The 13,734-nt window shown below is 69.5% G+C and carries 12 protein-coding genes and 1 tRNA gene; 3 read left to right on the top strand and 10 right to left on the bottom strand.

Translation table 11 applies throughout. The features are described from left to right. Position 1: 1 nt before the first annotated feature. Positions 2–75: transfer RNA gene (locus K3769_RS16390), tRNA-Met, on the bottom strand. 54 nt (positions 76–129) lie between these two features. Further along, positions 130–3,126: a UPF0182 family membrane protein gene (locus K3769_RS16385; protein WP_267031402.1), complete on the bottom strand. Its 2,997-nt coding sequence runs from the start codon at positions 3,124–3,126 to the stop codon at positions 130–132. Positions 3,127–3,263: 137 nt separating this feature from the next. Between K3769_RS16385 and K3769_RS16380 the strand changes: the two genes are divergently transcribed. Continuing rightward, positions 3,264–3,821 carry a PPA1309 family protein gene (locus tag K3769_RS16380; RefSeq protein WP_199854920.1) on the top strand — a complete coding sequence of 186 codons (558 nt, stop codon included), beginning with the start codon at positions 3,264–3,266 and terminating at the stop codon, positions 3,819–3,821. A 42-nt stretch (positions 3,822–3,863) separates the two neighbouring features. On the opposite strand, the gene K3769_RS16375 is transcribed toward K3769_RS16380, so the two are convergent. From K3769_RS16375 to K3769_RS16360, 4 genes are all read right to left on the bottom strand, one after another. Beyond that, positions 3,864–4,952 (bottom strand): YlbL family protein, encoded by a 1,089-nt coding sequence (locus K3769_RS16375; RefSeq protein WP_267027165.1) that lies wholly within the window; start codon positions 4,950–4,952, stop codon positions 3,864–3,866. Between the two features lie 69 nt (positions 4,953–5,021). Then, complete coding sequence (locus tag K3769_RS16370) at positions 5,022–5,186, bottom strand: hypothetical protein (RefSeq protein WP_189773698.1); 165 nt, start codon at positions 5,184–5,186, stop codon at positions 5,022–5,024. Positions 5,187–5,290: 104 nt separating this feature from the next. Beyond that, the gene (locus K3769_RS16365; RefSeq protein WP_267027164.1) at positions 5,291–5,752 is read right to left on the bottom strand and encodes a molybdenum cofactor biosynthesis protein MoaE; all 462 of its coding nucleotides are present in this window, start codon (positions 5,750–5,752) and stop codon (positions 5,291–5,293) included. Positions 5,753–5,901: 149 nt separating this feature from the next. Further along, positions 5,902–7,065, bottom strand: coding sequence for an SDR family oxidoreductase (locus tag K3769_RS16360; protein ID WP_267027163.1), 1,164 nt, complete (start codon positions 7,063–7,065; stop codon positions 5,902–5,904). 190 nt (positions 7,066–7,255) lie between these two features. Here K3769_RS16360 and K3769_RS16355 point away from each other — a divergent pair, with 190 nt between their 5' ends. Both K3769_RS16355 and K3769_RS16350 read left to right on the top strand, forming a co-directional pair. Continuing rightward, positions 7,256–8,719, top strand: coding sequence for a zinc-dependent metalloprotease (locus K3769_RS16355; protein WP_267027162.1), 1,464 nt, complete (start codon positions 7,256–7,258; stop codon positions 8,717–8,719). After that, positions 8,716–9,237, top strand: coding sequence for an NUDIX hydrolase (locus K3769_RS16350; protein ID WP_267027161.1), 522 nt, complete (start codon positions 8,716–8,718; stop codon positions 9,235–9,237). Before K3769_RS16355 ends, K3769_RS16350 begins: the two co-directional genes overlap by 4 nt. Before the next feature lie 435 nt (positions 9,238–9,672). Here the strand turns inward: K3769_RS16350 and K3769_RS16345 are convergent, their stop codons facing one another. The 4 genes from K3769_RS16345 to K3769_RS16330 all read right to left on the bottom strand — a co-directional run bounded on the left by K3769_RS16345 (position 9,673) and on the right by K3769_RS16330 (position 13,613). Further along, entirely contained in the window at positions 9,673–10,428 is a 756-nt protein-coding gene (locus K3769_RS16345) for an AIM24 family protein (RefSeq protein ID WP_267027160.1), read from the bottom strand. Positions 10,429–10,445: 17 nt separating this feature from the next. Further along, positions 10,446–11,126, bottom strand: a complete 681-nt coding sequence (locus tag K3769_RS16340; RefSeq protein ID WP_107020137.1) for an AIM24 family protein — start codon at positions 11,124–11,126, stop codon at positions 10,446–10,448. A 13-nt stretch (positions 11,127–11,139) separates the two neighbouring features. After that, positions 11,140–12,852: a TerD family protein gene (locus tag K3769_RS16335; protein ID WP_267027159.1), complete on the bottom strand. Its 1,713-nt coding sequence runs from the start codon at positions 12,850–12,852 to the stop codon at positions 11,140–11,142. 164 nt (positions 12,853–13,016) lie between these two features. After that, on the bottom strand, positions 13,017–13,613 hold the full coding sequence (locus K3769_RS16330; protein WP_267027158.1) for a M48 metallopeptidase family protein: 597 nt from the start codon (positions 13,611–13,613) through the stop codon (positions 13,017–13,019). Positions 13,614–13,734: the final 121 nt, after the last annotated feature.

Below are 13,734 nucleotides of genomic sequence, written 5' to 3'. Positions count from 1 at the left end.
GTAGCGGGGACAGGATTTGAACCTGCGACCTCTGGGTTATGAGCCCAGCGAGCTACCGAGCTGCTCCACCCCGCGCCGTTGTGTTTAAACCGTACCACGGCGCGAGGGGGGCTCCTGACTCAGCTCTGCTCAGCCACTGTCCGGGCTCTTGCTGCTGCTCGGACTGCTGCTGGGCTTGCCGCTCTCCTCGGTCTTGTCGGTGTTCTTGTCGTTCTTGTCGTTCTTGTCGCCCGAGTCGCCTGCCTTGTCGCTGCCGCCGCCCGCCTTCTTGTCGGCGGCGGCCTGGGCGTCCTCAGCCTTCTTGAGCGCGTCCTCCAGGTCCTTCTGCGCCGTCCCGTACGCCTCCCAGTCGCCCTTCTTGAGGGCTTCCTGGCCCTGGTCGAAGGCCTTCTGGGCGTCGTCGAGCGCTTCCTGGACCGTCGGGTCACTGGAGGTCGGCGGCGGCTTCGTCTCGTCCTCGTCCGGCGGTTCGGCGGTCGAACCCTCCGCTCCGAAGACCTTGTCGAGCGCCTGCCCCAGCGTGTCCTCGAAGGCCGTCGCGCCTCCGTAGGTCACCAGCACCTTCCGCAGCAGCGGGTACTTCAGTCCGCCACCGCGTACGTAGACGGGCTCCACGTAGAGCAGTCCGCCGTCGAGCGGCACCGTCAGCAGGTTGCCGTACTCGACTTCCGAGTCACCACCTCTGAGGAGCCTGATGGACTCGGCGATGGACGGCTCGGAGTTGAACTGACTCTGCACCCGTTTCGGTCCGTCGACCGTTCTGCCGGTGGGCAGTTTGAGGATGTTGATCTTGCCGTAGTCGCTCGTGCCTGCTTCGGCGTTGACCGACATGAAGGCGCTCAGGTTGTCGCGGCCGTTCGGAGTGAGCGTCGTCGTCAGGGAGAACGCCTGCGACTCCTCCCCCGGCATCTTCATGCTGAGGTAGTACGGCGGTACCGCGTTGCCCGACTTGTTGGTCGGGTCGTCCGGCACCTGCCACACCTCACTGCCGCTGAGGAACGTCTCGGCGTCCTTCACGTGGTAGCGGGTCAGCAGCTCGCGCTGGACCTTGAACAGGTCCTGCGGGTACCGCAGATGGTCCATGAGGGCCTGCGGGATGTCGCCCTTCGGCTTCACCGTCCCGGGGAAGGCCTTCTTCCAGGTCTTCAGGACCGGGTCCTTGGTGTCCCACTCGTAGAGCGTGACCTTGCCCGTGTACGCGTCGACGGTCGCCTTCACCGAGTTGCGGATGTAGTTGACCTGGTTCTGCTGGGCCACCACCGCCCGCTGGTTGTTGGCGGCGGTCAGCGAGTCGGCCGTCGTGTCGCCGAGCGTGGTGCGCGAGGCGTACGGGTAGCCGTTCGTCGTCGTGTACGCGTCGACGATCCACTCGATCTTGTCGCCGACGACCGCGGGATAGGCGTCGCCGTCGATGGTCAGCCAGGGCGCCACCGCCTCGACGCGCTCCTTGGGCGTGCGGTTGTAGAGAATCCGCGAACCCTCCCCGATCGCGCCGGAGTAGAGGATCTGCGGCTCGCTGAACGCCACCGCGTACGCCGCCCGGTTGACCGGACTGGAGAGGTTGACGCCGCTCTTGCCCTTGTAGCTGGTCGTCTTCTCGCCGGTGTCGTCGGAGTAGTCGATCTCCTTCTGCGGACCGCCGACGATCGAGTACTGGCTGGTCTTCTCGCCGTAGTAGATCCGCTGCTGGTACTCACCGAGGTCGCCCTTGGACGGCAGGTCGTACTCGGTGAACTCCGGGCGTCCCTCGGCGTCGGCGTTGGTGCCCTTGGCCGCGACCACTCCGAAGCCGTGCGTGTAACGGAAGTGGTTGTTGATCCAGTTGCTCTTCGGGATGCCCTGCAGGTTCAGCTCGCGCAGACCGATGACGGTGTCCTGGTCCTTGCCGTCCTTGCTGTAGCGGTCCACGTCGAGGTTCGACGGGAACGCGTAGTAGTTGCGGACCTGCTGGAGCTGCTGGAACGTGGGCGAGACGACGTTCGGGTCCAGGAGCCTGATGCTCGCGGCGCCGTCGGCGTCGTCGCGCAGCTTGGTCTTGTCCTTGGTCGTGCTCGTGCCCGCGTACTCGGTGACCTCGGTGCCCGTGATGCCGTACGCGTCGCGGGTCGCCTTGAGGTTCTTCTCGACGTACGGCGCTTCCTTGGCCTGCTCGTTCGGCTGGACCTGGAACTTCTGCACGATCGCCGGGTACAGACCGCCGATGAGGATCGCGGAGAGCACCATCAGGCCGAAGCCGATGACGGGCAGCTGCCAGGTGCGCCGCCACAGGGTGGCGAAGAACAGCAGGGCGCAGATGACCGCGATGCAGAAGAGGATCGTCTTGGCCGGCAGGTAGGCGTTGGCGTCGACGTACCTGAGGCCCGTCCAGTTGCCGGTCGCCTTGAAGTCGCTGGACTTCACCGCGAGGCCGTACCGGTCGAGCCAGTACGCCACCGCCTTCAGGGTGACGAAGATGCCCAGCAGCACCGACAGGTGCCCGGTGGCCGCGGCCGTGGCGCGCGCTCCGGGGCTGGTGACGCGCAGTCCGCCGTACAGGTAGTGCGTCAGCGCCGCGGCGATCAGGGAGAGGATCGCGGCGGCGAAGCCGAAGCCCAGCATGAAGCGGTACCAGGGCAGGTCGAAGGCGTAGAAGGACACATCGAGGTGGAACTGGGGGTCCTTCTGGTGGAAGGGCACTCCGTTCACCCACATGAGCCACGTACGCCACTGGCCGGCCGCGGAGGCGCCCGCGATCAGCCCGACCAGCGAGGTGATCCCGAGAAGAATCCACTTCTTGTACGGGGCCACGCTCATCCGGTACCGGTCGAGGCTCTGCTGCTCCATCGACATGGCGCTGAGCGGCGGCCTCAGACGGTGGGCCAGCCAGATGTTCACGCCGACGGCCACCGCCATCAGCAGCCCGAAGACGAAGAACAGACCGATCTTGGTCCACAGCGTGGTCGTGAAGACCGACGAGTACTTGACCGACCTGTACCAGAGCCAGTCCGTCCAGAACCCCGCGAACATGACGAAGGCCATGGCCAGCACGGCCAGTACGCCCAGTGTCATGAGCAGGGTCCGGACGCGTCGGGACGGTCGGCCCACTCTCATCCGCGGCCCTGTCGGGCCTCCGCCGCGGTCCGGCATCTGGAAAGCCAAGGTGCGCACCTCGAAGTTCGCTGTTGGAATCTGGGGGCCCTGCGAACGCCGGGTCCCATCTATGCAACTTACTAATGCTTTACTCGGTTCCCGGTTCGGGGGCCGAACGAGGCAGGATTGTGACCATGTCCAACACCGCCTCCTCAGGCACCCCCATGGCGGCCGGGCCGCTCACCCGCGCCGCACTCGAAATCGACGAGTACGTCGCCGGACTCGGCTGGGACCAGCCCGCCCGGCTCTTCGCCCTGGTCGACACCGGCCGGCTGCGTTCCCAGGAACCCGGCCTCGCCGAGCGGCTGGGTCTGACCGAAGACGTGCCCGACGGCACGCTCACCCCTATCGAGCAGGAGGAAATTCCCGCGGGCAGTCCGCTGGACGAGTTCCTGGGCACCATCGCCTGGCCGGACTCCGTGGTCGGCTGCGCGCTGTCCGTGGAGCGGCTGATGCTGCCGCCGTCCGCCGAGGCGTCCGTACCGGACGGTCTCGACGAGAAGCGGCTGGCGAAGTGGGTCGCCGAGCACCCGGAGCGCCAGGAGGTCCGGATGACCGTCGCGGTGCTGCGCGGCGGGAAGCGCGATTCGGCGCTGCGGCTGCGCGAGAAGGACTCGGCGAACGACGTGCTCACCGGCTCGGACCTGGTGCCGGGACTGGCCGACGCCCTCACGGCGACGTTCGCGGAGTAGTCCGGGCGCACACGGCCTGCCGGTGCGCCAGGATCCGGTGTCCTAGGCGCATTTCGGCAGGTCGTCCGTGTCGCCGCCACGGATGTCCTTGAGGGCGCTCACCGCGTCGTCGATGGTGTCGACCTTGACGAGCGTGAGCCCGTCGGGGACGTCACGGGCGGCGGCCTCGCAGTTGTCCTTGGGCGTCAGGAAGTACTGGGCGCCCTTGGCCCGGGCGCCGACGGTCTTCATCTCGATACCGCCGATCGGGCCCACCTTGCCCTCGTCGGTGATCGTGCCGGTGCCGGCGACGAACTTGCCGCCGGTCAGGCTCCCCGGGGTCAGCTTGTCGACGATGCCGAGGGCGAACATCAGACCGGCGCTCGGCCCGCCGACGTCGGCGAGCTTGATGTCTATGGTGAACGGGAAGGTGTGGTCGGTCCCCGCCTCGATGCCGACGATCGCGCGGTCCTCGCCGCTGTCGTGGGACTTGGCGGTGGTGAGCGTGATGTCCTCGGTCCTGGTCGCCGTCTTCTTCTCCTTCAGCGCGGCGGCCTGTTCCTTGGCTGGCACGACCGTGAAGACGACCTTCTCGCCGGCCTTGTGCTTGGTGACCAGCTTCGCGACGTCGTCGAACGCCTTCACGCGCGTACCGTCGACGGCCTTGATCACGTCACCGGCGTGCAGCCTGCCCTCGGCGGGGGTGTCCTTGACGACGGTGGAGACGATCACCCAGGACTGCACCGGGATGCCGACCTCCTTGAGCGCCGCGACCTTGGCGCTCTCCTGGGACTGGCTGAACTCCTCGGCGTTCTCCTGCGTCGACTGCTCCTCCGTCTTGCCGTTGGGGAAGAGCGTGTCGTGCGGGACCACCTTGTTGTCGTGTGCCAGCCAGCCGTACACGGCTTCGACGAGGTTCATGTTGTAGTCGGCGCTGGTGACCCGGACGGTGGTCATGTTCAGGTGACCGCTCGTCGGGTAGGTCTTGCGGCCGGTGATCCGGAGCACTGGCTCGCCGTCGTGCTCGCCCAGCGTGTTCACCGTCGGACCCGGTGACATCTCCGAATACGGCACATTGATGAAGACTCCCGCGCACAGGAGCGCGATCAGCATCAGGGTGGAGGCGAGCATCGTCGCGGTGCGGCGTGGCATGGAACGACAGTACGGGACCCCACTGTCAACGGACCGTCGGGGCCGCCCGTCCGGGGGTCCGACGGGCGGTCAGGCGTCGGAGTGGGACTTCTCCATGGCCTCGCGGAAGCGGGTGTAGCCGGCCAGCTCGTGGCCGTCACCGATGGTCTTGCGGTTCCGCCCCGCCCAACTGCCCCAGGCTCCGGCGCCGATCGCGGCGAAAAGCGGAATCAGCAACCAGGCGAGCGCTGCCATGCCGACCTCCCAACCCCATGAACCACCGCAACTGACTGATCAGCAGATTAACCATCCGCTTGTCCAACGCTCACGGCAGGGGTCGGGTTACGCAACCGGAGCGGTCAGCAGGCCCCGACCCATTCCTCCGTGCCGTCGGAGAACTTCTGGTGCTTCCAGATCGGGACCTCGTGCTTCAGGTCGTCGATCAGCTTCCGGCAGGCCTCGAAGGCCTCCCCGCGGTGCGGACAGGAGACGGCGACGACCACGGCGAGATCGCCCACCCGCAGGTCACCGACCCGGTGCACGGCGGCAAGCGCCCGTACCGGGTACTCCGCGACGACCTTCTCCGCGACCCGCCGCATCTCGGCCTCGGCGGTGGGGTGGCAGGAGTATCCGAGGGCGTCGACGTCCGCTCCCCCGTCGTGGTTGCGCACGGTCCCCACGAAGAGCGCGGTCCCACCGGAGGCGTCGTCACCGACGGCCCGGAAGACCTCGTCCAGGGAGAGGTCGCTCTCCCTGATCGCCAGAAGCTTGATGGGGTCCTGTGCCGCCTGCTCACCGGGATGGTCGCTCATGGGTGCCATGCCCCCATCGTGCCCCACCCCGACGGCCCGGTGAAACGGCTCCTCCCCGCGCACGCGCGCGTGCGCCTTTGGAGCCCCCTTCTGGACGCGCCCGGATCCCGGTCCGCGGCGCCTCCCCGTTCCGGCGCCACCGCGGATCCGGCACCGGCTCAGATCCGCCGCCGGGCCTTCCGCGCCCGCCGTACCAGCGCGGCCGTGCCCAGCAGGGCGACCGTCGCCCCCGCGGCTCCCGCCGCCGTGGCGTCCTTGCGGCCGAGCCGCCGTCCGGCGAGGGTGTGCCGCCCGGCGACCTCGCCCAGTAGTTCGGCGAGAACCTCCTCGTTGGTCCACCGGGGCCGCCACCCGGCATCGTGCAGCCTGCTCCCGCTGACCACCCAGGGGTACATCGTGTACGCGAGGTCCCCGGCCGGCGACGGGGTGAGTCCGATCCGGTGGAGCCGGGCAGCCGCGCCCAGGGCGACGGCGGACGGCAGCTCCATGCGCCGGATCCCGCTGAGCTCCTCGACCTCCTCCTGCTCCAGCCATCCGTCGCACCCGACGGCCAGCTCTCCCTCGACCTTCTCCAGGGCGGCGTACTCCAGAGCGGCGCACAGGTCCTCGACATGGCAGAACTGCCAGGCGGGCCGGGAATCGGCGACGACCAGGAGGCGAGGCGACTCGAAGTACCTGGTCAGCGCGGTGTCGGTGCCCCCGACGAGCACGGCGGGGCGTACGACGGTGACGTTGAGCCCGGGGTGCGCGCGGGGCGCCCGGCGGGCGAGCCGCTCGACCTCCAGCAGGTCCCCGACCCCCGTGGCCTCGGCGGTGGCCCGCAGTTCGGCGTCTTCGGAGAGGGGCAGTTCGTTGTCGGGCAGCGCTCCGTAGACCATCGCCGACGTGCACAGCACGACGCGGTGCACCCCGGCAGCGGCGGCGGCCGTGAGCACGGTCTGGGTACCCCGCACGTTGTACGCCGTACGCGCCGCCGGGTCCGTCTCCAGGTCGAGGTCGAGGGCCAGGTGCACCACGACGTCCGCCCCGCGCAGCTTCTCGGCGATGGCCGGGTCCCGGACGTCGAGGATGTGCCACTGCGCGTCCGCGCACTCGCCGCGCCGCTCGTCGATGGCGATGACCTGCTTGATCTCGTCGCAGGCGACGAGCCGCTCGGTGAGCATCGCGCCGATCCCGGCCGCGGCGCCGGTGATCGCGACGACGGGGCCGCGCCCGGCGGAGGTGCCGTCGGCGCGCTGTACGGCCGGTGCGGGCCGGTGTTCGGGTGACGGGCGGGTTGAGAGGTTTCGCGCTGCGCGAACCTGTGGATCTGGGGAACTCACCAGGCGTCTCCAGCGGTTGTCTTCAGTAAGAACGCGAGTGACGCGTACGTACCAGGTGGCATCCATCCTGCCGCAGCCGCCGAGTCGGCGACGCACCGAGGCCCGAACCGGTTGTGGTGTCTACGCTGGGTGGTGATGCAGGGCAGCCGCCGTCGGAGCGAACCGGCGGCCTTAACAGCCGAGGAATCCCGTGAGTGACACCCCATTCGGATTCGGCCTTCCGCCGGAGGAGCCGGAAAACGGCGACGAGGGCAAGAAGAAGGACCAGCAGAGCGGTGGTGGTCAGGGACCTGCCAACCCGTTCGGTTTCGGGCCCGGCGGGCCCGGCGGCCCCGGAGGTGACAACCCGCTCGCAGCCATGTTCGGTGCGCTGAACCCCAACGACCTGGGCGCCGCGTTCCAGCAGCTGGGCCAGATGCTCTCGTACGAGGGCGGCCCGGTGAACTGGGACATGGCCAAGCAGATCGCCCGCCAGACGGTCTCCCAGGGCACCTCCGACGGCACGAAGGACGCGAGCGTCGGCCCCGCCGAGCGCGCCGCGGTCCTGGACGCGGTGCGGCTGGCCGACCTGTGGCTGGACGACGCGACGTCACTGCCGTCCGGCGCCGCCTCCGCGGTGGCCTGGAGCCGCGCGGAGTGGGTCGAGGCGACGCTGCCGGTGTGGAAGGAGCTCGTCGACCCGGTCGCCGAGCGCGTCGGCGCGGCCATGGGCGACGTCCTGCCCGAGGAGATGCAGGCCATGGCGGGCCCGCTGCTCGGCATGATGCGCTCCATGGGCGGCGCCATGTTCGGCACGCAGATCGGACAGGCCGTCGGCGTGCTCGCGGGCGAGGTCGTCGGCTCGTCCGACGTCGGCCTGCCGCTCGGCCCGGCCGGCAAGGCCGCGCTGCTGCCGCTGAACATCGAGGCCTTCGGCAAAGACCTCGGGATCGCCCAGGACGAGGTGCGCCTCTACATCGCCCTGCGCGAGGCCGCCCACCAGCGGCTCTTCGCCCACGTGCCGTGGCTGCGCTCGCATCTGTTCGGCGCGGTCGAGGGGTACGCGCGCGGGATCAAGGTCGACACGGCGAAGCTGGAGGACGTGGTCGGCCAGTTCGACCCGCAGAACCCCGAAGAGCTGCAGCAGGCCCTTCAGCAGGGCATGTTCCAGCCGGAGGACACACCGGCGCAGAAGGCCGCGCTGGCCCGTCTGGAGACGGCTCTGGCGCTCGTCGAGGGCTGGGTCGACGCGGTGGTCCACTCGGCCGCCAAGCCCCGTCTGTCGTCCGCCGACGCGCTGCGCGAGACGCTGCGCCGCCGTCGCGCCACGGGAGGCCCGGCCGAGCAGACCTTCGCCACCCTGATCGGCCTGGAGCTGCGCCCGCGCCGGCTGCGGGACGCCTCGCGCCTGTGGGCCTCGCTCACGGACGCGCGCGGGGTCGACGGCCGGGACAACCTGTGGGAGCACCCGGACATGCTGCCGACCGCCTCCGACCTGGACGACCCGGACGGCTTCGTGCACCGCGAGCAGCTGGACTTCTCCGAACTCGACAAGATGCTCGGCGAGGCGGCGAGCGGTTCACCCGAAAAGCCCAACCTCACGAAGGACGAGAGCGGGCCCGAGGACAGGGACGCCGACGACACGAACGACGGCAAGGGCGACAACGACAAGTGACCCTGTACGACGACGCCGTCCTGGTCCTTGAGGACATCGAGGGCCAGGAGGAGCTTCGGCAGGCCTACCTCGACCACCTTCAGGCCCATCCGGACGGCATGTGGAAGGCCTGCACGGCGGGACATGTCACGGCGAGCGCCCTGGTGATCGACCCCGAGCAGGGCAGGGTGCTGCTGACGCTGCACAGGAAGCTGCGGATGTGGCTGCAGATGGGCGGCCACTGCGAGCCCGGGGACGCCACCCTGGAGGCGGCGGCCCTGCGTGAGGCCACGGAGGAGTCGGGCATCGCGGGTCTGACACTGCTCCCGGGCGGACCCGTACGGCTCGACCGGCACCCCATCCCGGCGCCGTGCAACTGGCACTTCGACGTCCAGTACGCGGTCGTCGCCGAGCCGGGCGCCGTCCAGGAGATCAGCGACGAGTCCCTCGACCTGCGCTGGTTCGCCTACGACGAGGTGGCGGGGGTGGCGGACGACTCGGTCGTACGCCTTCTCGAAGCGACCCGGACGAGGCTCTGACGAGGCGGCTGAGGTACGCGTAAGGGGCGACCGCAATGGCGCTCGCCCCTTACTCACCCGTCCCCGGGCGCTGGAGCACCTAGGGCGTTTCTGATGGATCTCCGTGGGTGAAGGAGCGGCGTCCGGTGCGTGCTCTCGTCGTGCCGGGCACAGGCCCGCGTACTGGACGTACTTGGGTCTGTGCCCGGTGCGGCGAGTGGGGGTCCCCCCGGCCGGAGGCTGGGGGAGCGTGCCGGGCGTCGCGACGCCGCGGAGATCCATCAGAAGCGCCCTAAGGGCTGTCCCGTAACTCCCGGTGGATCAGCGTGCGGCGTCAGATGCGGTGCATCGCAAGGCGCCGGGTCGCCCTCATACCGGGTGTATTCGGGCGATCCGGCAACGCCGCGAGGTGCCGTAGCTGTCGTCGTGCGCCCGCCGGGAGTTACGGGACAGCCCTTAGCTCCAGACGTTCCCCTGGTTCTGTCCCCGGGCCCCCTGCTGCCCCACCCCGTACTGAGCGCCGAGCCCGGACCCGATCACCGCGTTCTGCGGCGGCAGCATCTCACTGGGCTGGACGAGCACGTAGCCCTGGCCCATGAAGCTGAGCTCCCAGCCCTCCCCCGTGTTGCCACGGCGGCGGAACACTCCGGAGGAATGCGTCTGGGCCTGCATCTGTACGCGCAGACTCGTGGACCAGGCGACGATCGCGTCCGCGTCGCAGTTGACGTACTTGTCGGGCGTGACCTGCATCATCAGCGGCATGCCCGACGTCATCAGGGCGACCTTGCCACGCCCGGTGATGTTGAGCTGGTACTTGCCGGAGCCGGAGATGCCGTACTGGCTGTCGACCGCGATCACCTCGTGGTGCAGCGCGGAGTCCATCGCCAGGACATAGCTGCTGTCCACGGTGAGACCGTCCTGGTCCACGTCCACCACATGGATGTGCTGGGCGAGGTTGGCCAGGAAGACGGTGCCCTGCCCGTGGCAGCGCATCAGGTCGAGGCCCTCCCCGGTGTACGCGCGCGACCGCTGCTGGCCGGAGTTCTGGTACTCGGCGTCGAACTCCACGAGGCCCTGGTAGGCGACCATGGTGCCCTTGCGGGCGAGCACGTCGTCGTGGCCCTCCAGAAGGACGCGCAGCATCTGCTTGTTCTGCAGGCTGTAGCGGTCCTGGGACTGCTGGTCGTTGTAGGCGAAAAGCGAGCTCTGCATGGTGTGTGTCCTCCCCCTCAGCCCCGTACCCGGAGGCGGTCGGTGCTGTCCTCGCTGGGCTGGACGACGACGATGCCCTGTCCGGAGAAGGCCATCTGGAAAGCCTCCCCGCTGCCCCGCCCTATCAGGGACTGCGCCTTGAAGCTGCGCTTGCCCTTCACCTTGAGGTTCGGGGACCAGGCCACCAGCGCGTCCGGGTCGACGTACGTCTCGTCCTCGCCGCCGCCGCAGTCCACCACGATGGGCTTGCCACGGGAGGTCAGCGCGACCCAGCCCTGGCCGGAGATCTTGGTGTTCCACAGGCCCTGGCCGGCGAACTTCGCCAGCCCCTTGACCCGCTCGACGCCCCACGTCAGATGGGCGTCGAAGGCGAGCAGATTGGTGGCGTTGACGGAGATCGCGTCGCCGTTGAGGTTGATGACGACGACGTTCGCCCCGTAGTCGGAGAGGTAGAGCAGGCCGTCTCCGGAGCACTTCATCAGGGGTGCGCCCTCGCCGGTCATCCAGTCCTTGGCGATCTGGCGCACGGCCGGCGGATTGGGCTCGTACTGGACGAAACCCTCGTAGGCGACCATTGACCCCACGCGCGCGAGGAGGTCGTTTCCGGTCTGCATGGCGACCTTGAGCATGTGATTGCCGTGGTTCTCCATGCGCGCGGCAACGGGTGCCGGGGCGAAGCCCGCGAGTTGCTGGATCATGAAACGGGCTCCCTCAGACCTCGTACGGCTGGACGACGATGAAATTGCCGGGCGCGCCGCGGAACTGGAGGTTCACGCTCTCGCCCGTGTCGCCCGGGTAGGCGTTGCGACGCATGCGCACCTGGCTGGAGACGATCACCTGAGAGGCGGCGGACCAGGCGACGACGGCGTTGCAGTCGGCGAACGTCGTCGGTGTCACGGGCAGGACGACGGGCACGCCACGCGTCTTGACGACGATCGTGCCGGTCCCCTGGAACTGCATCGTGAACAGGGCGCCTCCGGGGATGCCGTGCCCTTCGACGCGGCGGACCTCGTACTGCAGCGTCTCATCGAAGGCCAGGACGTTCTCCGCGGAGACGCAGACGGCGTCCGCCTGCAGTTCGATGGGGTGCAGCATGGCGCCGTTCTCCGCGAGGAAGACCTGGCCACGGCCCGAACAGCGCATGAGCTGCATCTCCTGGCCGGTCGCGTTGCCCACGAGCCGGCCGGAGAACCCGGCGCCCTTGTAGCTGAAGTCGACCTTGCCCTGGTAGAGCACCATGCTGCCCTGGCGGGCCAGTACGGCCTGGTCGCCGCCCATGCCGAGGTCGACCCGGACCATCTTCTTGTTCTGTTGGGTCCAGCGCTGCCCGGTGGGCGTCTCCTTGTAGGCCTGCAGCGCCGCGGTGACACCGGCGCCACCGGGGGGAGCGCCCTGCGGCACTCCGTATCCGGCGGGCGCGCCCGGTGCGCCGGGCTGACCCGGCGGCTGGCCGAAGGACGGCTGCTGTCCGTAGCCCGGGGGCGGGGTCGGCTGGCCGCCGTAGCCGGGAGGCGGGGCGGGTGCCTGGGGTGCCTGGGGCTGTCCGTAACCGGGCGGCAGGGGTGCGGTCTGGCCGGGGGCCTGGCCGTACGGGGGCTGCTGGCCCGGCTGCCCGTACGGCGCCGGAGCGGGTGCCGGCGGCGGTACGGGGGCGCCACCGGGCGGCGTCATGGGCGCGATGATGGTCGGCGCGGCGTGCACCGGAGGCGCGGGCGCCGGTGGCGGCGTCTGGCCCGGAGGCGGCGCGAAACCCTGAGCGGGCTGCGGCGCCGGAGGGGGCGGCGCGGGTGCGGCGTGGCCCGCGGGGGCCCCGAACGCGGGCGGCGCGGAGGCCTGGGCCGGCGGCGCGAACGAGGGGGCACCGGCCTGGGGCGCGGGCGCGGCGGCCGGCTCCTCCTCGGCGACCTCGCCGCCGAAGTTCTGCAGCAGCGCGTCGAGTCCGCCGTCGAAGCCCTGTCCGACCGCGGCGAACCGCCAGACGTCCTTCAGATAGAAGTCACCCAGCATCACGGCACGCTCGGTGGAGAACTCGGCGCCGGTGAACGAGTACCGGGCCACCTCCTCGCCGCCCGCGACGATGCGGATGTAGCCGGGGGCGACCTGGGACATCTGCCCCACGCCGTCGACGGTCGCCGTGAACGACAGTTTCTGGATCTGCGGAGGGATCTTGTCGAGGGTGACGCGGAAGGACTCCGTGTCGCCCGCCTGCGCGCCGAGGAGCTGAACGGACTCCTCGGGGGACTTCGGCTGGTTGAAGAAGATGAAGTACCGGTCGTCCGAAAGCCGTTCGTCGGCGTCCAGACCGAAGCAGCTGATGTCGAAGGTCAGCCCCGGGCCGGTGATCTGCACACCTACGTACAGATCGGTGCCCGCGGTGAGGTCACTGATCCTGGCCTTGTGGCCGCGTTGGAATTCCCTGGCCATGCGTAACGACCGTCCCCCATCCCGAATACAAGTGCGTCGCGTCAGGCTAACGGCAAAATCCAGCCGTGGCGGAAGCCGGTACAGACCCGGTACACAAACCCTCTTCCGGTGGTCCGGGCAGGGGCTTCGAGCACGCGGTCCGACGTCGGGCCGTCAGCCGTGCCTCACTCGCCGCGCGCCGCGGGCAGGTGGGGCAGCCGGTCGGCGGCGACCACTCCTTCGAGGTAGCCGCGGGCCCGCTCGGTGCGCGGATAGGCCTCAAGGAGCCGCCAGAAATCGGCTCCGTGGCCCGGTACGAGCAGATGCGCGAGCTCATGGACGAGGACGTAGTCGACGACGTACTCGGGCATGCCCTGCAGTCGGTGCGAGAGGCGGATACTGCCCTCGGCAGGGGTGCACGAGCCCCAGCGCGTGTTCTGATTGGTGACCCAGCGCACCGAAGCGGGCCGGGCGCGGCCGTCGAAGTAGAGCGCGGAGAGCCGCGCGGCACGCTCGGACAGCTCCGTGTCACCCAGCACCCGCTTGTTCTCCTGGGCGGCCAGCTTGTCGAGCATGACGGTGACCCAGCGCTGCTCCTCCGCCTCGGACATCCGGGCGGGAATGAGCACGACGGTGCGATCGCCCTCACGGTACGCGGAGACCGTTCTGCGCCGTCGCGCGCTCCTGCGGACTTCGATCGCGCTCGCCCCTGAGCCGCTCGGCGGCTGGCTCGTCGTGCTGCGCTGTGGGTTTCCGGCACGGTGCAGGGGGTCGGCGGGCACGCCCCGACGTTACCCGTTGCGCATGGTGGAAGTCCCGTCTCCGGTACGCATCGATGCCGAACCGCACCCCACGCGCTTGATTTGTGTGACGAACATCCACCGCCTGTGGATAACTTTCGGC

Origin of the sequence: Streptomyces ortus (assembly GCF_026341275.1) — a bacterium.
In the GTDB taxonomy this organism is placed as follows: Bacteria; Actinomycetota; Actinomycetes; order Streptomycetales; family Streptomycetaceae; genus Streptomyces; species Streptomyces ortus.
This window is presented reverse-complemented; position numbering and strand designations above follow the sequence as displayed.